This is a genomic window from Candidatus Pelagibacter sp. HIMB1587 (assembly GCF_052047775.1).
GTDB lineage: Bacteria > Pseudomonadota > Alphaproteobacteria > Pelagibacterales > Pelagibacteraceae > Pelagibacter.
On record NZ_JBNAJJ010000002.1, the window covers coordinates 223,292 to 243,994 of the forward strand.

General features: G+C 27.9%; 25 protein-coding genes. 12 read left to right on the forward strand and 13 right to left on the reverse strand.

The window, feature by feature from the left end:
• Positions 1-450, forward strand: coding sequence for a hypothetical protein (locus tag ACTTBE_RS05650; RefSeq protein WP_440677534.1), 450 nt, complete (start codon positions 1-3; stop codon positions 448-450).
• Complete coding sequence (holA, locus tag ACTTBE_RS05655) at positions 440-1,429, forward strand: DNA polymerase III subunit delta (protein ID WP_440677535.1); 990 nt, start codon at positions 440-442, stop codon at positions 1,427-1,429. The genes ACTTBE_RS05650 and holA overlap by 11 nt, the downstream gene beginning before the upstream one ends.
• Here the strand turns inward: holA and ACTTBE_RS05660 are convergent.
• The 5 genes from ACTTBE_RS05660 to mnmE all read right to left on the reverse strand — a co-directional run bounded on the left by ACTTBE_RS05660 (position 1,419) and on the right by mnmE (position 7,040).
• The gene (locus tag ACTTBE_RS05660; RefSeq protein ID WP_440677536.1) at positions 1,419-2,261 is read right to left on the reverse strand and encodes a ParB/RepB/Spo0J family partition protein; all 843 of its coding nucleotides are present in this window, start codon (positions 2,259-2,261) and stop codon (positions 1,419-1,421) included. The two genes, holA and ACTTBE_RS05660, sit on opposite strands and share 11 nt — an antisense overlap.
• Positions 2,261-3,055 (reverse strand): ParA family protein, encoded by a 795-nt coding sequence (locus ACTTBE_RS05665; protein WP_440677537.1) that lies wholly within the window; start codon positions 3,053-3,055, stop codon positions 2,261-2,263. The genes ACTTBE_RS05660 and ACTTBE_RS05665 overlap by 1 nt, the downstream gene beginning before the upstream one ends.
• Positions 3,056-3,721: a 16S rRNA (guanine(527)-N(7))-methyltransferase RsmG gene (locus ACTTBE_RS05670; RefSeq protein ID WP_440677538.1), complete on the reverse strand. Its 666-nt coding sequence runs from the start codon at positions 3,719-3,721 to the stop codon at positions 3,056-3,058.
• Entirely contained in the window at positions 3,721-5,592 is a 1,872-nt protein-coding gene (mnmG, locus tag ACTTBE_RS05675) for a tRNA uridine-5-carboxymethylaminomethyl(34) synthesis enzyme MnmG (RefSeq protein ID WP_440677539.1), read from the reverse strand. Before mnmG ends, ACTTBE_RS05670 begins: the two co-directional genes overlap by 1 nt.
• A 116-nt stretch (positions 5,593-5,708) precedes the next feature.
• Positions 5,709-7,040, reverse strand: coding sequence for a tRNA uridine-5-carboxymethylaminomethyl(34) synthesis GTPase MnmE (gene mnmE / locus ACTTBE_RS05680; protein WP_440677540.1), 1,332 nt, complete (start codon positions 7,038-7,040; stop codon positions 5,709-5,711).
• Between the two features lie 45 nt (positions 7,041-7,085).
• On the opposite strand from mnmE, the gene ACTTBE_RS05685 reads away from it, so the two are divergent.
• On the forward strand, positions 7,086-7,928 hold the full coding sequence (locus tag ACTTBE_RS05685; protein WP_440677541.1) for a sulfotransferase domain-containing protein: 843 nt from the start codon (positions 7,086-7,088) through the stop codon (positions 7,926-7,928).
• Between the two features lie 3 nt (positions 7,929-7,931).
• Here the strand turns inward: ACTTBE_RS05685 and rho are convergent, their stop codons facing one another.
• The 4 genes from rho to hemE all read right to left on the reverse strand — a co-directional run bounded on the left by rho (position 7,932) and on the right by hemE (position 11,701).
• On the reverse strand, positions 7,932-9,200 hold the full coding sequence (gene rho, locus ACTTBE_RS05690) for a transcription termination factor Rho (protein ID WP_440677542.1): 1,269 nt from the start codon (positions 9,198-9,200) through the stop codon (positions 7,932-7,934).
• Positions 9,201-9,265: 65 nt separating this feature from the next.
• Entirely contained in the window at positions 9,266-9,700 is a 435-nt protein-coding gene (gene hemJ / locus ACTTBE_RS05695; protein ID WP_440677543.1) for a protoporphyrinogen oxidase HemJ, read from the reverse strand.
• Between the two features lie 3 nt (positions 9,701-9,703).
• Positions 9,704-10,696, reverse strand: a complete 993-nt coding sequence (gene hemH, locus ACTTBE_RS05700; RefSeq protein ID WP_440677544.1) for a ferrochelatase — start codon at positions 10,694-10,696, stop codon at positions 9,704-9,706.
• Positions 10,697-10,699: 3 nt separating this feature from the next.
• The gene (hemE, locus tag ACTTBE_RS05705; RefSeq protein WP_440677545.1) at positions 10,700-11,701 is read right to left on the reverse strand and encodes a uroporphyrinogen decarboxylase; all 1,002 of its coding nucleotides are present in this window, start codon (positions 11,699-11,701) and stop codon (positions 10,700-10,702) included.
• A 267-nt stretch (positions 11,702-11,968) separates the two neighbouring features.
• Here hemE and ACTTBE_RS05710 point away from each other — a divergent pair, with 267 nt between their 5' ends.
• The 5 genes from ACTTBE_RS05710 to dnaQ are packed head-to-tail and all read left to right on the forward strand — an operon-like array spanning position 11,969 to position 15,386.
• Positions 11,969-12,796 carry a pyruvate, water dikinase regulatory protein gene (locus ACTTBE_RS05710; protein WP_440677546.1) on the forward strand — a complete coding sequence of 276 codons (828 nt, stop codon included), beginning with the start codon at positions 11,969-11,971 and terminating at the stop codon, positions 12,794-12,796.
• Positions 12,786-13,373, forward strand: a complete 588-nt coding sequence (locus ACTTBE_RS05715; protein WP_440677547.1) for a Maf family protein — start codon at positions 12,786-12,788, stop codon at positions 13,371-13,373. Before ACTTBE_RS05710 ends, ACTTBE_RS05715 begins: the two co-directional genes overlap by 11 nt.
• The gene (aroE, locus tag ACTTBE_RS05720) at positions 13,370-14,164 is read left to right on the forward strand and encodes a shikimate dehydrogenase (protein WP_440677548.1); all 795 of its coding nucleotides are present in this window, start codon (positions 13,370-13,372) and stop codon (positions 14,162-14,164) included. Before ACTTBE_RS05715 ends, aroE begins: the two co-directional genes overlap by 4 nt.
• A complete protein-coding gene (locus ACTTBE_RS05725; RefSeq protein ID WP_440677549.1) occupies positions 14,157-14,726 on the forward strand; it encodes a dephospho-CoA kinase in 570 nt (189 codons plus the stop codon). The genes aroE and ACTTBE_RS05725 overlap by 8 nt, the downstream gene beginning before the upstream one ends.
• Entirely contained in the window at positions 14,727-15,386 is a 660-nt protein-coding gene (gene dnaQ, locus ACTTBE_RS05730; protein ID WP_440677550.1) for a DNA polymerase III subunit epsilon, read from the forward strand.
• Here dnaQ and ACTTBE_RS05735 read toward each other — a convergent pair.
• Together ACTTBE_RS05735 and ACTTBE_RS05740 are read right to left on the reverse strand one after the other, a co-directional pair.
• Positions 15,383-15,805: a protein-export chaperone SecB gene (locus tag ACTTBE_RS05735; protein WP_440677551.1), complete on the reverse strand. Its 423-nt coding sequence runs from the start codon at positions 15,803-15,805 to the stop codon at positions 15,383-15,385. The two genes, dnaQ and ACTTBE_RS05735, sit on opposite strands and share 4 nt — an antisense overlap.
• Complete coding sequence (locus ACTTBE_RS05740) at positions 15,795-16,214, reverse strand: FxsA family protein (protein ID WP_440677552.1); 420 nt, start codon at positions 16,212-16,214, stop codon at positions 15,795-15,797. The genes ACTTBE_RS05735 and ACTTBE_RS05740 overlap by 11 nt, the downstream gene beginning before the upstream one ends.
• Before the next feature lie 58 nt (positions 16,215-16,272).
• Between ACTTBE_RS05740 and ACTTBE_RS05745 the strand changes: the two genes are divergently transcribed.
• From ACTTBE_RS05745 to ACTTBE_RS05755, 3 genes are read left to right on the forward strand one after another with little or no spacing between them, the layout of a single operon-like run.
• The gene (locus ACTTBE_RS05745) at positions 16,273-16,869 is read left to right on the forward strand and encodes a Tim44/TimA family putative adaptor protein (protein WP_440677553.1); all 597 of its coding nucleotides are present in this window, start codon (positions 16,273-16,275) and stop codon (positions 16,867-16,869) included.
• A complete protein-coding gene (locus ACTTBE_RS05750; protein WP_440677554.1) occupies positions 16,870-17,289 on the forward strand; it encodes a Smr/MutS family protein in 420 nt (139 codons plus the stop codon). It abuts the gene before it with no gap.
• Positions 17,286-18,125 carry a sulfotransferase domain-containing protein gene (locus ACTTBE_RS05755; protein ID WP_440677555.1) on the forward strand — a complete coding sequence of 280 codons (840 nt, stop codon included), beginning with the start codon at positions 17,286-17,288 and terminating at the stop codon, positions 18,123-18,125. Before ACTTBE_RS05750 ends, ACTTBE_RS05755 begins: the two co-directional genes overlap by 4 nt.
• Before the next feature lie 8 nt (positions 18,126-18,133).
• Here the strand turns inward: ACTTBE_RS05755 and hslU are convergent, their stop codons facing one another.
• Positions 18,134-19,507: an ATP-dependent protease ATPase subunit HslU gene (gene hslU / locus ACTTBE_RS05760; RefSeq protein ID WP_440677556.1), complete on the reverse strand. Its 1,374-nt coding sequence runs from the start codon at positions 19,505-19,507 to the stop codon at positions 18,134-18,136.
• Positions 19,507-20,022 carry an ATP-dependent protease subunit HslV gene (hslV, locus tag ACTTBE_RS05765; protein WP_440677557.1) on the reverse strand — a complete coding sequence of 172 codons (516 nt, stop codon included), beginning with the start codon at positions 20,020-20,022 and terminating at the stop codon, positions 19,507-19,509. The genes hslU and hslV overlap by 1 nt, the downstream gene beginning before the upstream one ends.
• A gap of 89 nt (positions 20,023-20,111) precedes the next feature.
• Between hslV and hisB the strand changes: the two genes are divergently transcribed.
• A complete protein-coding gene (gene hisB / locus ACTTBE_RS05770; RefSeq protein WP_440633168.1) occupies positions 20,112-20,702 on the forward strand; it encodes an imidazoleglycerol-phosphate dehydratase HisB in 591 nt (196 codons plus the stop codon).
• Position 20,703: the final 1 nt, after the last annotated feature.

The window sequence follows — 20,703 nt, forward strand, 5'->3', positions numbered from 1 at the left end:
ATGAAAAAGTTATTTTTACTGATAAGTATAATTTTTATTTATAGCTGCGGGTATTCACCTTTATATCTTGCTGGAAAAAATGATTTGCTCTTGAATTTAAAAAAAATTGAAGGAGATTTTGAATTAAACAATTATATTAAAAATGATTTTAAAATTGCGTCTGACAATAATTCAAAAAATGTTTTTGACATTAACGCAGAAACAAAATTTGAAAAAATCATTTTAACAAAAGATGCTACTGGTGATGCTACAGATTATAGATTAGATTTTACTGTTAAATTTATAATAATCTCAGAAAATAAAGAAGTATCCTACAAAGAGAGCTTTAAAATTAAAAAAAATGACCAAAAATTTGAACAATCCAATTATGAGAAAGAAATCAAAAGAAATTTTTCTGAAATTGTTAAAGATAAATTAGTTTTATATTTACTGAACCTAGATGATAATTAAGTCATTTGAAGCAAACAAAATTAAAACAAGTAAAAATAATATAATTTTAATGTATGGAAGAAATGAGGGTTTAAAAAGACAACTAACTGAAGAATTAAGCTCGAATTTTAATGATATTGAAATATACGAAGAAAAGGAAATCTTAGATAATTCAAACAAATTTATAGAAAATATTTTAAATAAATCTTTATTTTCAAATAAACAAATGTTTATAATTAGAAGAGCCACAGATAAAATTCATAAAATCTTAGAGGAAATTAATTTAAAAGGAATATCAGATACAATTATTGTTCATTCAGATAATCTTGAAAAAAAATCAAAGCTAAGATCTTATTTTGAGAAAGATAAACAGCTGATTTGTATTCCATTTTATCCAGATAATGATCAAACACTTTCTAAAATAGCAATCGAATTTTTTAAAAAAAGAAATATTTTTATTTCACAATTAAATATCAATCAAATTGTTACAAAAAGCCTTGGCGATAGAGGAATTTTATACAATGAATTATTAAAAATTGAAAATTTTTCAAAAAGTGGAAAAAAACTTACAGATGAAATAATAAAAAAATTAATCAATTTATCTGAAAATCACAGCATATCTGAATTAATTGATAATTGTTTGGAAAAAAACAAAATTAAATTAATAAAAATTTTAAACGAAAATATTTACTCAAATGATGATTGTATAATTATTTTGAGAACTTTGTTAACTAAATCAAAAAAATTATTAATACTTTCAAAAGAATATGAAAAAAATAAAAATATTGATCTAACAATTTCAACTTCAAAACCTCCAATTTTTTGGAAAGAGAAAGAAACTACAAAACGTCAAATTAAAAGTTGGAAGCCACAAAAATTAAAATTATTAATTTATAAAATCAATGAATTAGAATTAATAATTAAAAAAAACTTTAACAATTCACTAAATTTACTTACTGATTTTTTATTAGCACAATCTGGTTCGAAAACTAATAATTAGATTTAATTATATCAATTATTTTATTTAACTGATCTAAATCTTTATACTCAAAACTTATTTTTCCCTTATTTCTTTTATTATTTTGTATATCCACATTTAAACCTATTTTATTTGAAATAGATAGTTCAAGAGCAATTATATTTGTGTCCTTAGAATTATTTGGCTTTTGTTTTTTGTTTTTAAAAATTTTAACAAAATTCTCTGCTTGCCTTACTGATAATTTTTTTTCAAGAATTTTTGATGCAACAAAACTAGCATTTTCAAGACCAACTAAAATCTTAGCATGACCAGCAGTTAATTTTTGAGTTTCAATTAATTTGATCACATCATTAGGAAGAGTTAGAAGCCTTAAAGAATTTGTAATATGACTTCTGCTTTTTCCTATAAATTTTGATACTTTTTCTTGATCATAGTAAAACTCATTAATTAATCTTTTATAACCTTGAGCCTCTTCAAGAGGATTCAGATCATGTCTTTGAACATTTTCAACAATTGCAAATTCTAAAGATTTTAAATCATCAGCTTCGGTAATAACAACAGGTACATTATGAAGACCTGCTTTTTGAGCTGCAAGCCATCTCCGCTCACCCGCTATTATTTCAAATTTTCCTTTACTATCATTTGATTTTCGAACAATGATTGGTTGTATCATTCCCCTTTCTTTAATTGAATTTGTCAGATCAATTAAATTATTTTCATCAAATATTTTTCTTGGCTGATACTTATTTGGAACAAGATCGCTTACTTGCAATTGATTAGTTTGGGGTTCCACTTTTGATTCACCAATCAATGAGGACAAACCTCTTCCTAAACCTTTTTTAATTTTGTCCATTAAGCAGCACTCCCTATTGATGTTTCTTGATTTATAAATTCATCTGTGAAACTAAAATAAGATTTACTACCTGGGCATGATTTATCATAAATTAAAACTGGCATTCCGTGTGAAGGTGCTTCTGATAATCTAACATTCCTTGGTATTACTGTTGAGTAAACTTTTTCACTAAAATAATCTCTTGCTTCTTTTTCAACTTGTGAAGATAATTTATTTCTTTTGTCATACATTGTTAAAAGTATGCCCCTTATTTTTAATTCCGGGTTTAAACTTACTTTTATTCTTTCAATTGTCTTCATAAGCTGCGTTAGACCTTCAAGAGCAAAAAATTCTGTCTGCAAGGGGACCAAAAGTGAGCCTGAGCATACAAGGGCCATAACAGTCAACAGGCTAAGTGAAGGTGGGCAGTCTATAAGTATATAATCATATGATCCTCTAGAATCTTTTAAATAAGCGGCTAATTTACGCTTTAAAATAAAAGCTCTGTTTGTATCATCAGCTGTTTCAACCTCTAGACCTGATAAGTCTACATTAGAAGTTATCAAATCTAAATTTTCGAACTGGGTCTTCTTGATTACTTGATAAATTTCTTTAGTTCCATTCAATACTCCATAAATTGTATCACTTGAGATATCCATATTAGATAATCCAAGTCCTGTAGTTGCATTTCCCTGGGGATCTAGATCAATAACTAAAATTTTTTTATTATGTTGTGATAGTCCAGCTGCAAGATTTATTACTGTTGTAGTTTTTCCTACCCCACCCTTTTGATTTATGACTGAAATAATTTGCATTTAATTTTTTTCAATTTCCCTTTTAATTTTTTTTTTAATTTTTTTTATATTTATCAAAAATGAATCCTTACTTGTTAAACTTTTCTTTTCTATGTATTCCAAATTCCATTTTTTTTTTGAATTTTCAAAAATTTTTTTTCCACTTTTACCCATAAAGAAAATTAAATTTTTATATTTCGAAAAATTTTCATAAACTAAATCTAAAACAACAGGCATAGGTTTAAATGCTCTCGACATAATTGTTCCTGTCTCTAAATTTTTTATCTCAAAAATATTTTTTTGAAAAACTTTTGTATTTAAATTTAATTTTTCTGAAACTTCTTTCAAAAAATGGCTTTTATGGTAGCTTTTTTCATAAAGATGCACATTCATTTTATTTTTCATATTTTTTAGTATAATTGCCACTATAATTCCTGGTAAACCAGCTCCAGAGCCTAAATCTGTAGTTGTACTGCAATTTAAATCAACAAAATCAATAATTTGCGCTGAATCTATAATATGTCGCTCAATTATTGCATTTTTTGATGCTGTATTTTGACCAATTATGTTGATTTTTTTATTTTTTTCCAGAATCAGAGATATATAGTTTTCAAAGTCTAAAAATGTTTCACGTGAAACATTTAGATCATTAAGTCTAGAGTAAGAATTTAAAATTTCTTGATCCATTAAGCTATATGCTTAATAGACTTTCTTTTTACGTGTGACAACAAAATATATACAGCTGCTGGGGTTATTCCATCAATTCTTAAAGCTTGTCCCATAGTTTTAGGCTTTATTTTTTTAAATTTAGCTTTAACCTCATTAGACAAACCCGAAAGCCGATCATAATTAATTTTATCTGGAATAATTAAGTTCTCATCTCTCTTAAATGCTAAAATATCTGCTTTTTGCTTTTTTAAATATCCCCTGTAATGAGCATTAATTTCTACTTGTTCATCAATTTCTTTACTAAAATAGGGTATTTCAGGCCATATTTCTCTAATTTTACTCATATTTACGTCTTTTTGAGTTAGCACTTCATTTGAAGTCCTCAATATTCCGTCTTTTGCTATTTTAATCCCAAATTTTTCTGCTTTAGATGGTGAAATACTAGATTTATTCATTTTTAAATTAATTTTTTCAATTTTTTCAAATTTATCCAAATATAAAGCTTTTCTTTCCTCTCCAATTAACCCAATTTTTATTCCCTTAGCTGTTAATCTTTGATCTGCATTATCTGCTCTCAAACTTAATCGATATTCTGCTCTTGATGTAAACATACGGTATGGCTCCGCAACTCCTTTGGTAACTAAATCATCAATCATTACACCAATATAGGCATCGGATCTATCAAGGATAAAAGGCTCAGAATTTTTAATGGATAAAGCTGCATTAATACCAGCTATAAGGCCTTGCGCAGCTGCTTCTTCATATCCTGTTGTTCCGTTAATCTGCCCAGCAAGATAAAGATTGCTGATCTTCTTTGTTTCAAGAGTCAAAAATAGTTCACGTGGATCTATATAATCATATTCTATAGCATATCCTGGCCTTATAATAGTAACATTATCTAAACCATTGATATTATTACATATTTCTTCTTGTACTTCAGCTGGAAGTGATGTGGAGATCCCATTTGGGTAAATTGTGTGGTCATTAAGCCCTTCTGGCTCTAAAAAAATCTGATGACGAATTTTATCTGCAAATTTTACTATCTTATCTTCTATAGATGGACAATATCTTGGACCTACTCCTTTTATATTACCTGAGTACATTGCACTTTTAGATAAATTTTTTTCTATAATTTTATGTACCTTCTCATTAGTATAAGTCATACGACATGACACTTGTTTGTTTAAATTTTTTTTAGTCAGGAAAGAAAAATAATAAGGATCATCATCTGCAAATTGTTCTTCAAGGTTTTCAAAATTAATCGTTCTTGCATCTAACCTGGGAGGTGTTCCAGTTTTTAATCTTCCAATTTTAAAATCATGTTTTGCTAATTGTTCACTTAAACCTGTTGAAGGTTTTTCATCATACCTTCCTGCTGGTATTCTTTCTTCACCTATATGTATCAAACCATTTAAAAAAGTTCCTGTTGTAAGTATTAACTTGTTACATGAAACCTTTTTACCTTCTTTTGTTTCAAAACCGTTTATAGCATTATTATCAAAAATAAACTTTATTACAGGATCAGAAAAAATACTTAAATTACAGTAGTTTATCAGTTTTTCTTGCATAAATTTACGATATAATGCCCTATCTGATTGAGTTCTTGGTCCACGAACAGCTGGCCCTCTACTTCTATTTAATAATCTAAATTGTATACCTGACTTATCTGCAACATCTCCCATAACACCATCTAGTGCATCTATTTCTCGAACTAAGTGACCTTTACCCAAACCACCAATTGCTGGGTTGCATGACATCTCTCCAATAGTTTCTATTTTGTGGGTGAATAGAGCAGTGTTAACTCCTAGTCGAGCAGAAGCTGCGGCTGCCTCACAACCAGCGTGGCCTCCACCAATTACAACTACATCAAATAACAAATCATTTTTCATGGGGTGAATTTATATGTGAATACATAATTTACAAGACAGGCTTAATTTTTTGTAAATAAGCATTATTTATCAACAGTTTTTGTTAAAAAATGTCTAAAAACTAGGAAAAAAGGGGATTACTTGCCGATACAAAAATCGTTGAAGATACTACCTAATATCTCCTCTACATCAACTTTTCCAACTATCATTCCCAAATGTCTAGTAGCTAATCTTAAATCTTCTGCTGCTTTATCAAAATCTTCTATTTCTTTTTTTTGATTAAAATTATTTAAATGATCTAAACACTGTTCTAAATGTTGTCTATGTCTTTCTCTGGTAATTAAAATATCATCACTAGTTATAAATTTATTTTTTAAATTATTTTTTATTTTTGAAATAAGTTCATCAATATTTTTGTTATCTTTAATTGAGATTAAAACATGATTTATATTTTTTATTTCTGAAACAATTTCTTTTTCTAAAAGATCAGACTTGTTTATAACTAAAATTGCATTTTCATCTAACAAACCCTTCAAAACATCAGTAAAATCAGGCCTTTTTACGTCTACCACTACAAGCTTTAAATCTGCTTCCTCAGCTCTATTTAAAGATAATTTAATACCTTTTTTTTCTATCTCATCTTTAGAATCTCTTATTCCTGCGGTGTCAGATATTATTACTGGATAACCATCTATATTAAGATGAGTTTCAATAACATCTCTCGTAGTACCAGCTATTTCAGAAACAATCGCAACATCTCTATTTGACAAATGATTTATTAAACTAGATTTACCTGCATTAGTGGGTCCTAAAATTGCAATCTTAAAACCTTCTCGAATTCTTTCTCCAACTTTTTGATCATTTAAAATCTTTTCAATTTTTTTAATAACTTCGTTTGAATCATTTTTAATTTCATCCAAAATATTTTTTGGCAAATCTTCATCTGGAAAATCGATTTTAGCTTCAACATGAGACAAAATTTTTAAAAGCTTTTCTCTTAAAAAATTAAATAGATCAGCAGACTTTCCGTCCATAATTTTAATTGCTTGTTGTCTTTGAATTTCTGTTTCAGATGAAATTAAATCAGCAATACTCTCTGCTTTTAGCAAATTTATTTTTCCATTTTGAAAAGCAAGCTTTGTAAATTCTCCTGGTTCTGCCAATCTACAATTTTCAATTTGAGAAATAGAGGAGTGCAGGGCATCTATTACAGCTTTGCTACCATGTACTTGTATTTCGGCCATATCTTCTCCTGTGTAGCTCTCAGGTCCAGGAAACCATAGTATTAATCCTTCGTCTATAAGCTCAGAAGTATTGATTTTATTGATTTTTCTTAGCGATGCTATCCTTGGCTTAGGTAATTTTTTGTTTGTTAATATTTCAATCACTTTGGATGTTTCTGGTCCTGAAATTCTTATCACGGCAATACCTGAAATACCCGGCCCAGTAGATAAAGCATAGATTGTCATAAAAATATTATATCTTCAAAAAGGCTAATTGTGTAAAACTTAATTATGATAATTTGGATTGCTTCATATCCCAAAAGTGGGAATACTTGGGTTAGATCAATAATTTCTTCATTGATTTACTCTAATGATGGTAATTTCGATTTCGACTTACTAAAAAAAATTCGACAATTTCCAAATAAAAAATATTTCGAAAATTTTACAAATGATTTTCATAATATAAATGAAATAAAAAAATATTGGATTGAATCACAAAACTTTATAAATTTAGACAAAGAAGTTAAGTTTTTTAAAACTCATCACATTAATTGTAAGATTGGCGAGCATGCTTTTACAAATAAAAACAATACATTGGGTACGATTTATGTTGTTAGAGATCCAAGGAACTTAATAAATTCATTCACTAATCATTATAGTATTGACAAAAATACAGCAAAAAATTTTATCACTTCTCGACAATCAGTTACTGGTGCATTAGGGAAAATGAAAAAAGATAACAACATTTTTACTATTTTAGGATCATGGAACGATCATTTAAAATCATGGACAAACATGAACCAAAATTTATTGCTAATTAAATACGAAGATCTTATTAAAAATCCTTTAAATGAGATAAATAAAATAATAAAATTTTTAGCAAACTTAATTGATTTTTCTTACAATGAAAAAAAAATTAACAACATTATAAATTCTACATCGTTTGATGTTATGAAGAAGAAAGAAACTGAGGTAGGTTTTCATGAAAGCGTAATGGATAATACGGGTGAAAATAAAGTAAATTTTTTCAATTTAGGAAAAGAAAACAAATGGGAGAAATATCTGAACAGTGAAGATCAAGAATTTATCAGAGATAAACTTGGTTTAGAAATGAAAGAACTTGGATATATTTAAAAATTAAGCGGGCTTGTTCATCGAATTAAAGAACTCGGCATTATTTTTTGTATCTTTTAATTTTGAATTAATAAATTCAATAGCATCCATAGTACCCATTGGAGCAATTATTCTTCTTAATACATTCATCTTTTGAAGGTCATTTTTATCAAATAAAAGTTCTTCTCTTCTTGTTCCCGACTTTGTTATGTCAATCGCAGGATAAATTCTCTTATCAGCAATCTTTCTGTCTAAAACAGTTTCACTATTACCTGTTCCTTTAAATTCTTCAAAAATAACCTCATCCATTCTACTTCCCGTATCGATTAAAGCTGTAGAAATAATTGTTAATGAGCCGCCTTCTTCGATGTTCCTTGCAGCACCAAAAAATCTTTTTGGTCTCTGAAGTGCGTTTGCATCTACACCTCCTGTTAAAACTTTTCCTGAACTTGGTATTACAGCGTTATAAGCCCTTCCTAATCTTGTTATAGAATCTAATAAAATTACAACGTCTTTTTTATGTTCTGTTAATCTTTTAGCCTTTTCTATGACCATTTCAGCAACAGCCACATGCCTTTGTGCTGGTTCATCAAAAGTAGAGCTAATTACTTCACCTTTTACAGTCCTTTGCATGTCTGTAACTTCCTCTGGACGCTCATCTATTAATAAAACTATCAAATAACACTCTGGATAATTTTTAGCTATTGAGTTTGCAATACTTTGTAAAATCATAGTCTTTCCAGCTTTTGGTGGTGAAATAATTATTGATCTTTGCCCTTTTCCAATTGGGCTAACTAAATCAATTAATCTTGGAGTAAGATCTGGTTTTTTTTCTACCTTAGTTGTTTCGATTTCCATTACCAATTGCTTATCTGGATATAATGGGGTTAAGTTATCAAATGCAATTTTATGTCTTGCCTTTTCTGGCTCCTCAAAATTTATTTTACTAACTTGTAATAATGCAAAATATCTTTCACCTTCTTTAGGGGCTCTCACTGGCCCTTCAACAGTATCTCCGGTTCTTAAACCAAATTTTCTAATCTGACTTGGACTTACATATATGTCATCTGGGCCTGGAAGATAATTAGACTCCATCGCTCTAAGAAAACCAAAGCCATCTTGAAGTAACTGCAAAACACCTACACCAGTAATTTCCTCTTTTTCTGCAACTTTTTTAAGTATAGCAAAAAGAATTTCTTGTTTTCTTAATGTGCTAGCATTCTCAATTCCAAGTTCTTCTGCTTGAGTGATAAGCTGTTCAGATGATTTAAGTTTTAATTCTTGAATGTTCATGATTAATTTTTTGATAAGGACTTATCAATAAGTTTAATATATATACTGATTTTAGTATTTCAACCCTAGATTGGCTTAAAAATAGCCAAAAATACAACAATAATTAAAATTACAGTTGGAATTTCATTAATAATTCTAAAAAATTTAGCAGATCTTGTGTTTGTAGAATTTTTTATGCTAACAAGACATTTGCCTAAAAAGTCATTATAGGCTGATAGTAAAACTATCAAAACGATCTTTATTTGAAACCAAAGCTGAAAAAAAATTTCTATTCCATTTAAATAAATCAAAACCAATCCAAACAACCAAGTAAATATCATTGCGGGACGCATAATATAAAAAAACAATTTTCTCTCCATTACTTCAAATATATTAGTGGCTTCTTTTTTTTCTTTATTCTCAACATGATAAACAAAAATTCTTGGTAAATATAAGAGACCAGCCATCCAAGAAACGACTGCTATTAAATGTAGAGATTTAAATAGTAAATATGTATTCATTGATCAAAGATTGTTTTCAATTAAAGACTTTATCATGAATATATGATCGTCATTGTCATTTAAGCATGGAACCATATCAAAATTTGATCCTCCAGCATTTAAAAAACTTTCTTTTCCTTGAATTAATATTTCTTCTAATGTTTCTACACAGTCAGATGAAAAACCTGGACAAATTGTTAGAACATTCTTAGTTCCCTCTCTGGGTAAATTTTCTAGAGTTTTATCAGTATATGGTTGCAACCATTCTTGTGGACCAAATCTTGACTGAAAAGTAGTCTTAATTTTTATAGAATTAAATTTTTCTGAAATAAGTCTCGTTGTTTTATGACAATAGCAATGATAAGGGTCTCCTTTATCAAAATATTTTTTTGGTATCCCGTGGTATGAGGCTATGATTAGATCTGGCTTCCAATTAATTTCATTAATTTTTTTATTAATCGAATTAACTAGTGCATCGATATATAATGGATTAGATTCATAATGTGGTATTATTTTTAGGGAAGGTTGCCATCTCATTTTAATTAGTGTTCTATAAACTTCATCACAAACTGTTGCCGTTGTTGCTGCTGCATATTGAGGATAAAGAGGTAGTATTACTAAATTTTCACATCCCATCTCATGTAATTTATGTATCTTTTTTTTAATACTTGGATTTCCATACCTCATCGCAAAATCTAAAATGATATTTTCTTTTTTTAATGACTGAGAGGTTTTTTCACTTTGTTTTTTTGTATAATAAAGAAGTGGAGACATGTTTTCATTTTTCATCCAAATTTCTTTATAAGCCTTAGCGGTTTTTGAAGGTCTAAAAGTTAGAATAAATAAATTTAAAATTATTTGCCAAATTATAGGATTTACTTCGATCACTCTTCTATCTGACAAAAATTCTTTTAAATATTTCCTAATATCAAACCAGTTTGTTGAATCTGGTGTGCCCAAATTAATTATGAGCACGCCTGTTTTTCCATAATTTACTGGTGGATGGTTTTTATCCATATTTTAACTATTTTTTACTATTTTAATTAAATTTTCGACCATTTCTGGATTGGTTTCCGGAAGAATACCATGCCCTAGATTAAATATATATGGATGATCTTTAAAAATTTCTAAATACTTATTTGTTTCTTTTTTCAAATTGTCATAATCAGTTAATAAAACCTTAGGATCTAGACCTCCCTGTATGGGGATTTTAACATCTTTTAGTATTTTCTTTGGATCAACATTGTAATCAATGCTTATTGCGTCAGGTTTTACAATTTCACAAAATTCTTTGTAATTTTTAATTTCTCTTGGAAAGCATATTACTGGTACTTTTAAAGATTTAACATAATCTACTAAATTCAAAGTAGGGGAGTAAATATAATTTGGAAGATCTTTTTCTTCTAATAAACCAGCCCAGCTATCAAAAATTTGAATAACATTTGCTCCATTATCTATTTGATTTTTAATATGAACTTTCAAAAATTTTTCTATAAGTAATAAAATTCTATTTATTAAAAATTCATCTTTAAAAAAATTTTTATTCAAATCTTTTTTTGGAGATTTTAAATTAATCATATAAACCAAAAGAGTCCAAGGTGCTCCGACAAACCCAATAGTATTTTTATTTTCTACAATTGAATCAGAGCTTACTTTTTTAATTGCTTTATAAACAGGATATATTTTTTGAACAAAATCTATCTCATCCAACTTAGCTATCTTTTTTAAATCTAGATTTTCTAACTTGGGACCAAAATTTTTCTCAAATTTTACTTTTTGACCTAGGCCGTAAGGTAACATTAAAATATCTGAAAAGATTATTGCAGCGTCAATATCAAATCTTTTTAATGGTTGTAATGTTATTTCTGCTGATAAGTCATCATTTAAACATAAATTAATAAAATCAGGATTTTTTTTCCTTATTTCTCTAAACTCAGGTAAATATCGACCTGCTTGTCTCATTATCCATAAAGGATTAAATGAGGTGTCTTTGTTAATAATTACTTTGTTTAAAGGTTTCATATAAAAGTCTTATAAATTATTGTAGTATTATTATATCTTGTGAATAAAGAAGATTATTTTTTATAAACATTATACCCACAATTTACTAACAAGTTTGATGATTAAAATTGTTTAAAATGAAGCTTTTTTGATTATTTCAATTTTTGTGGATTGTTTTAGCTTATTTATTATTATTGTTAATAAAAATCAGGTTTTACAGATGTTATTGGGGAAATTTAAAATTGTATAATTTAATCAAAATAATACACGTTTATTAACAATTTATTTATGAGTAATACATATCAAATATATTTAATTTCTGACTCGACTGGAGAAACTATAGATAGGATTTTCTTAGCTCTTAAGGCACAATTTTTAAATATAGAATATAAAGTTCATTCTTATTCATTTACAAGAACAGAAAATCAGATTTTAAAAATTTTAGAAGATGCAAAAAAAAACAAAAGTTCAATAATTTTATATACCATTGTTGACAATAATCTTGCTAAATACCTGGCTAATGAGAGTGAAAAAAAGAAGATACCTTGTTTTGGAGTATTAGGTAATTTAATTTTAAATTTTTCTAAAATTTTAAATCAAAAGGCTTCTCATGAGCCAAGCGGACAACACGTTTTAAATGATGAATACTACGATAGAATTGAAGCAATTCAATTTACTATGAATCACGATGATGGTAATTTAATAAGCGAAGTTGAAAAATCTGACATTATTCTAGTTGGAGTTAGCAGAACTAGCAAAACACCAACATCTATTTATCTTGCTAACAAGGGCTTCAAAACTTCAAATATTCCTTTGGTAAATGAAAACTCTTTACCTGAAAAACTAAAACAAAATCCTCAAATAACTTGCGTTGTTGGGTTAAGCACAGAGCCCGAGAGACTTGCAGACTTAAGAAAAAATCGAATGAATTCATTGAAAGAAACAGAAAGTTTAAATTATACTAACCTAGAGAGTATAAAAAAAGAAGTTCTACAAGCAAAAAAAACATTTCAAAAATATAAGTGGCCGCTAATAGATGTAACTAGAAAATCTGTTGAAGAAACTGCTGCTTCTATAATTAAAATACACGAAATATATTCAAACAATGCTAAATAAAATTATTCTAGCGTCTAAAAGTAAAGTTAGGAAAGATATTTTAGATAAAAATAATATACAAAATATTGTCGAACCATCAAACGTTGATGAAGATATTGTAAAATTATCTTTACTTAAAGAAAAGGCTACTCCAGAAATAATTTCAAAAAATTTGGCTGAGTTAAAAGCAAACAAAATTAGTGCAAAAAAGCAAAACGAAATAGTACTGGGCGCAGATAGTGTTATTGATTTAAATGGAGAGTTAATTTCAAAACCTGAGAGCAGAGAAGAAGCAATGAGAATTTTAAGAAAACTCAACGGAAAACGACACTTTTTAATAAGCTCTGTCTGTATCTCAAAAAATGGCTCAATGATTTGGAACTATACTGATAAAGCAACATTAACAATGAAAAACTTTTCAGAAACAGAATTAGCAGAATATTTATCTAAGATATCGGATGAAAATCTTTACGCTTACAACGTCTATCAAATCGAGGGGGAAGGTAGAAATTTATTTAGCAGCATAGATGGAGATGAAGATACAATAATGGGTTTACCTATAAAAAAAATCAAAGAATATTTAAGTTTACAAAAATGAAAAAATATTTTGTAATTGGAAACCCGATTGGTCATTCCTTGTCTCCAAAACTACATAACCATTGGTTAAAACAAAATAATATTAATGCAGTTTATGAAAAAATTAAACTTGAAGAAAACGAAATTGAAAATTTTATTCATAAAATTAAAAATCAAGAAATAAATGGTTGTAATGTTACTGTTCCGTTTAAAAAAACAGTGATTCCTTTTTTAGACAAGTTAAGTTTGGAAGCAGAACAGGCACAATCAGTAAATACAATCTGTTTTAATAATGGCGACCTCGTTGGTCATAATACAGATATAAGTGGTTTTCAGAAAGCTATAAATAGTTTGAACTACGAGATTAAAGATAAAAAAATTTTAATTTTAGGAGCTGGTGGAGTAGTTCCATCATTAATTGTTGCTTTAAATAAATTGGAGGCTTCAGAAATAACTATAAGTAACAGAACTAGTAAAAAAGCTGAAGATTTAAAAATGCAATTTAACAAAATTAATACTGTAAGTTGGGGTGAGGTGCCTGATTTTGATATGATTATAAATGCAACTAGTTTAGGTTTAAATAATGAGACCATCGATTTAAACACTTCTAATATTGGTCAAGGTAAGTTTTTTTATGACGTTATTTATAATCCTAATGAAACCAATTTTTTAAAATTAGGAAAAAAATTAGGAAACCAAATAGAAAATGGTAAATTAATGTTTATTTATCAGGCGTTTGAAGCATTTAGATTGTGGCATGGTGTTGAGCCCGATGTAAGTGAAAAAATATTTAAATTATTAGATAATGATTAGAATAGGTATAATTGGTGATATTGGTTCTGGAAAAACTTTTGTAGCAAATAATTTTGGATATCCAGTATTTAGTGCAGATCTTGAAGTAGCAAAAATTTATAAAAAAGATAAAAAAATTTTTTTAAAATTAAAAAATAAATTACCGAAATACATAAGTAGATTTCCTGTAGATAAGAATGAAATTACAAATGCGATTTTAAACAATCAAAATAATTTAAATAAAATAATAAAAATTGTTCACAAAGAAATAAGAAAAAAACTTAATGTTTTTTTAAAGAAAAATAAAAACAAAAAGATTGTAATTTTAGATATTCCGTTACTAATTGAAAATAAACTTTTTAATAAAAAAGATTTATTAGTTTTTGTTGACTCTAAAAAAAAAAATATTGATAAAAAAATTAAAAAAAGGCCGAACTATAATTTAAAACTTTTAAAAATTTTTAAGAAAATTCAATTTAGCCCAAGCTATAAAAAGAAAATATCTCATTTTATAATTAAAAACACATTTACAAAAAAACCTGTTAAGAATGAAATTATAAAAATTATAAATAAAATTTTATAAATGAAAGAAATTGTTTTAGATACAGAAACAACCGGAATATCAGTTCAAGACGGTCATAGAATAGTTGAAATAGGGTGTATTGAATTAGATGATTTGGTACCTGTAAATAAGTTTCATACATATCTAAATCCTGAAAGAAAAGTTTCTGATAAGGCATTTGAGGTACATGGGTATTCTGATGATTTTTTATCTAAACAAAAAAAATTTTCTGAAATAGTAAAAGATTTTTTGAATTTTATTGAAGGTAAAAACTTAATTATTCATAATGCAGAATTTGATATTGCTCATTTAAATAATGAGCTTTCGTTAATAGGAGAAAGCAAAATCAGTAATAAAATAATAGATACTCTTGAATTGGCCAGATTAAAATTTCCAGGGTCATCATCAAGTCTAGATGCATTGTGTAAAAGGTATAGAATTGATAATTCTAGAAGAGTTCAACATACGGCCTTAATTGATTGTGATCTTTTAGCAAAGGTTTATATAAATTTAATTGATCAAAAAGAGCCCACTCTTAACTTTAAAAATGAACAAAGTTCTGAATTAAATAAATTAAATTCAGAAATTTCATATTATAAAAAAATTATTACCCCTTCAAAAGATGAGGTATCTAAGCATAAAGAATATTTAAAAAATTATTTAAAAAAAAATTATTATTAATTAAATCTTTGCATGTAAAGATTTTCAAAATCTATTTTTTTTTCAAACTTAATATCAGGATAACCGGAATTATGTAACATGCTTAAAAAAGATTTTTCAAGTTCAGGGTATATTTTTATCTGTGCATCACACAAAATTATTTTTTCTAATTCTTTTTTTTCACTGACAGTGTCATCTATTTTTAAAATTGTTGCATAGTTCATTTCGAAATGAGATTTGTGTTTTGTTTCATTTTTATCTTCAAATTTTAGAATGGTGTTTACTTCAACCATTTTATTTTTTAAAGGTTTTGATTTAATATCAATATTAAGCTGATATTTTAAAATATTGTCTCTTACATATATGTATGTTTCAGCGTCCCTTGTTTCGCTCGACATATCCTTAATGTATTTTCCTAAAATTTTAAATTTATCTGTCATCTTTTTCGTCTAAATCTTCGTATTCACCATCAATAAAATCATTTTTTCTGGTATTTACATTATTAAATTTTTTAAACAAACCATTAAATATGAATTTTCTAGTTAATGGGAAAATTAACAAAAAGCCTAATAGGTCAGTAGCAAATCCGGGAATTATTAATAAGACTGCCGCAAAAGCAATAGCTGCACCAGATAACATTTCATAAGTAGGAGTTTCGTTACGTTTTAATTGGTTGAAACCAGATCTGAGGGTATTTAGGCCTTCATATTTTGCATAATATATCCCTAATATAGCTGTGATAAAAATTAGAAATATTGTTGTTATTGCTCCTATTTCAGATCCTATCTTTATTAGAAGATATATTTCAATTACCGGAACGAAGATAATTGTTAAAAATATTGGGTTCATTTGTCTTTAATCTAAATTGCCAGTTGAAATTAATCAACAGAGTAATTACTATCAACACATGAATTACAGTTTTGAGTATATCGATATAATTTTACTTGCAATGATAGCAGGATTCATTTTCTTAAGACTTAGGGGAATATTAGGTAAAAGGACTGGATTTGAGGGTAAAGCACCAGAGCAATTTAAAGAAGTATTAAAAAACATAAAAATCGAGCCACAAAAGAAATCCAACAATATTTTTGATGAACAGGCTCAGAAAGAATTTATCAAGGGTGCTAAAATAGCTTATGAAACTATAATTACTGATTTTAGTGATAATGATAATAAAATTACAAATAGTAAGCCTTTACTTGATAATGAAGTATACAAACAATTTAGTGAAGCACTTAAAGAAAGAGACAGTAGGGGCCACTATGCTGAAATCACTTTTATTGGTGTTAATAAAGCTGAGATAAAAGAGCATAAAAAATCAGGCAATATTTTAAATGTTACAGTAAACTTTATTGGAGAAGTAATTACTTGTATCAGGGATAAAGATAAAAAAATTATTTCTGGAGATCCAGAAAAAATTAAAAAAATTTATGATACTTGGGTTTTTTCACGAGACATAACATCACAAAATCCAAATTGGCAATTAGTTAGTATTTTAACATAATTGAACGACAAAATTTCAAATAAAGATAAAATTGATTGGGAAAATTTTCTTAAAAGTAAAGAAAAATTAATTGATAAAGATTATAGAGAAAAAAAAAATAAAGTTTTTTCAACCCGATCAATTGACCTACATGGATACACTTTAGAAGAAGCTAATAGGACTATAGAAAAATTTATTAACAAATGTTTTGCTGAACAAGTTAACAAGTTAATTGTTGTTACAGGAAAAGGTATTCATTCTAATAATGAAAAAAATCCTTATGTCTCTAAAGATTTGAGTATTTTAAAATATTCTGTTCCAGAATTTATTTCAAATAACAAAAAATTGAACGAAATGATTAATGATATTCAGGATGCTAAATTAGAGGATGGAGGTAGCGGAGCGTTTTACATATATTTAAAAAAAAATAAAAAAAAATGATTATTTGGCTAGCTTCTTACCCAAAGAGTGGGAACACATTGTTGAGATCGATATTATCAACATATTTTTATTCTCAAGATGGAGTTTTACAATTTGAAAATTTAAATAAAATATCTCAATTTCCGCAAACTCATCATTTTTTACCCCTTGGAATTGATATCGAAAATGACAAAGAGGTTTTTAAGAATTTTATAAATGCTCAAAATTTAATAAATGAAGAAAAAGGAAAGTTAAAATTTTTTAAAACTCATAGTTCATTATGCAAAATACATGACTGTAACTTTACAGATTTAAAAAATACACTAGGTGCAATTTATATTGTTCGAGATCCAAGAAATGTTGTCACTTCTTTTGCTAATCATTATAGTTTAAATATCGATGAAGCTACTGAAACAATTTTAGATGAAAGTAGATTTATGGAAAAAACATTTAAAAATTGTAAAGTTTTTTTAGGATCTTGGAGCTCTAATTATAATTCTTGGAAAAATCTTCAAAAACCAAAAAAATATTTATTGATCAAGTATGAGGATTTAATAACTAAAAAGAAAAGTGTCATTCTTAAAATTTTTAAATTTTTTGAAACATTAGGTTTTAAATCAGAAATTGACATGATTAAGCTTAATAAAGCAATAAAAACAACAGATTTTGACAACATGAAAACTAAAGAAGAAAAAGAAACATTTCAAGAAGCTTTAATTGATGACAAAACTGGTAAAAGAAAAATTTTTTTTAATCTAGGACCCAAGAATGATTGGAGAAGATATTTAGACGAGAAAAATAAAGAGAAAATAGAAACTAATTTTTATAATGAAATGAAAGAATTAGAATACTTATAATTTGAATGTTAAAGAATAAATTTTGAAAGATCAGTATCTTTAACTAAGTTATCAAGATTTTTATTAATATATTCCTTATCAATTACAATTTTTTCTCCAGCTCGATCAGTTGCTGTAAAACTTATATCATCTAATATTTTTTCAATTATTGTGTGTAACCTTCTTGCACCAATATTTTCTACTGTTGTATTTACTTCAGAGGCTATATTTGCGATTGCATCTATCCCATCATCTGAGAATTCAAGATCAACATTTTCGGTTTTTAACAAAGCTATATATTGTTTGATTAAACTAAAGTCCGGCTCTCTGAGTATTCTTTTAAAATCATCACTAGTTAAAGCTTCTAGTTCTACTCTTATTGGTAATCTTCCTTGTAATTCTGGAAGTAAATCAGATGGTTTTGCAAGTTGAAATGCACCAGAAGCAATAAATAAAATGTGATCTGTTTTAATTGGACCATGTTTTGTATTAACTGTTGTTCCTTCTATTAAAGGTAGCAAGTCTCTTTGAACACCTTCTCTTGATACATCACCTCCGACTCTATCGGTTCTTGCAGAAATTTTATCTATTTCATCTAGGAAAACTATTCCATTGTTTTCAGTTGATAGTTTGGCAGCTTTAACAATTTTATCTTGCTCAATTAGTTTGTCCGATTCATCATTAATTAAAATTTCATGAGACTCTTTTACTGTCATTTTTTTCTTTTTTTCTTTGTTACCCATAGATTTACCAATCATTTCACCAATGTTTATCATTCCAACATTAGCACCTGGCATACCTGGGATCTCAAAAGACGCACCGTTTGAGCCTGTATCACTTACAGCGATTTCTATTTCATTGTCATCTAAATCACCATTTCTTAGTCTTTTTCTAAAACTTTCTCGCGTTGCAAGGCTTGCTTTTTTTCCCACCAAAGCATCTAGTACTTTTTCCTCAGCTGCTTTTTGGGCTTGCGCAAAAACTTCTTTTCTTTTTTTTACTTTTTCCATCGCAATTGCAATCTCAATTAAGTCTCTAACAATTTGTTCAACGTCTCTCCCAACGTATCCGACCTCTGTAAATCTTGTTGCTTCAACTTTAACAAAAGGAGCTTCTGCTAATTTTGAAAGCCTTCTGGAAATTTCTGTTTTTCCAACTCCTGTTGGACCAATCATTAGAATATTTTTTGGCAAAACCTCATTTTTCATTTCTCCTTTTAAAGCCTGTCTTCTCCATCTATTTCTTAATGCAACAGCAACAGCTTTTTTGGCTTTGTTTTGTCCAACTACAAAACGATCTAATTCTGAAACGATTTCTCTTGGAGAAAGAGCACTTACTAAAGAAGATTCTTCTTTTTGAGTTTTTTCTTTTGGGTGTAAAGGTGTAACGTTTGAATTATCCATTATATTTTTTCAATTTTAACATTTTCATTTGTAAACACACAAATATCAGCTGCAACTTTAATTGCCTTTTTTGCAACTTCCTCTGCAGATAAATCACCTTCCATTAAAACTTTTCCTGCTGCTAAGGCATAATTTCCACCAGAACCTATTCCTATTACATCACCTTCAGGTTCTAGCACATCTCCAGTTCCAGAAATTATGTAACTATTATTTTTATCACCTACAGCCATTAATGCTTCTAACCTTCTTAAATATTTATCTGTTCGCCAATCTTTAGCTAATTCAACCGCAGCTCTTGATAAGTTACCCGCATGTTTTTCTAATTTTCCTTCTAATCTTTCAAATAAAGTTAGTGCATCAGCAGTTGATCCTGCAAATCCAGCGACCACATCTCTTTTTTCAATTTTTCTGACTTTTGATGCTGTACTTTTGACAACAGTATTTCCCATACTTACTTGTCCGTCACCAGCAACCACAACTTCATCATTTTTTCTAACTAGTACAATTGTTGTCATATCTAATAAATGGTAACTATTTTTGATACTTCAAGTCTTTACACTAATATTGATATAGTTGGATTAAGTATGTATACCATTTACATTATATGGCTAGAAAAGGAAAAGTTTCTCGAAAAACAAAAGAAACTAGTATCAATGTTGAATTAAACATCGATGGTAAAGGTAAATATCAGATTGATACAGGAATAGGTTTTTTAGATCACATGCTTGAGCAACTATCAAAGCATTCTCTAATCGACCTGAAAGTAAAAGCAAAAGGAGACACTCATATTGATCTTCACCACACGACAGAAGATACAGGAATTGCAATTGGCGAAGCTTTAAAAAAAGCTGCAAAAAAATTTGTAGGCATCAAAAGATATGCACACAGAGTTATTCCAATGGATGAAACGTTAACTAGAGTTGCAATAGATGTTTCAAACAGGCCATATTTAATTTGGAAAGTAAAACTAAAGGTTGAGAAACTTGGTGAGATGGATACAGAACTGTTTAAAGAATGGTTCCAGGCATTTTCACAAGCCGCAGGTATTACAATGCATGTCGAAAATATTTATGGTGATAACAGTCACCACATCATTGAATCTTGCTATAAAGCATTAGCAAGATCATTAAGAGAGGCACTAGAGATGGACCCTAGAAGCAAAAAAAGTATTCCATCCACTAAAGGCTCATTATAAG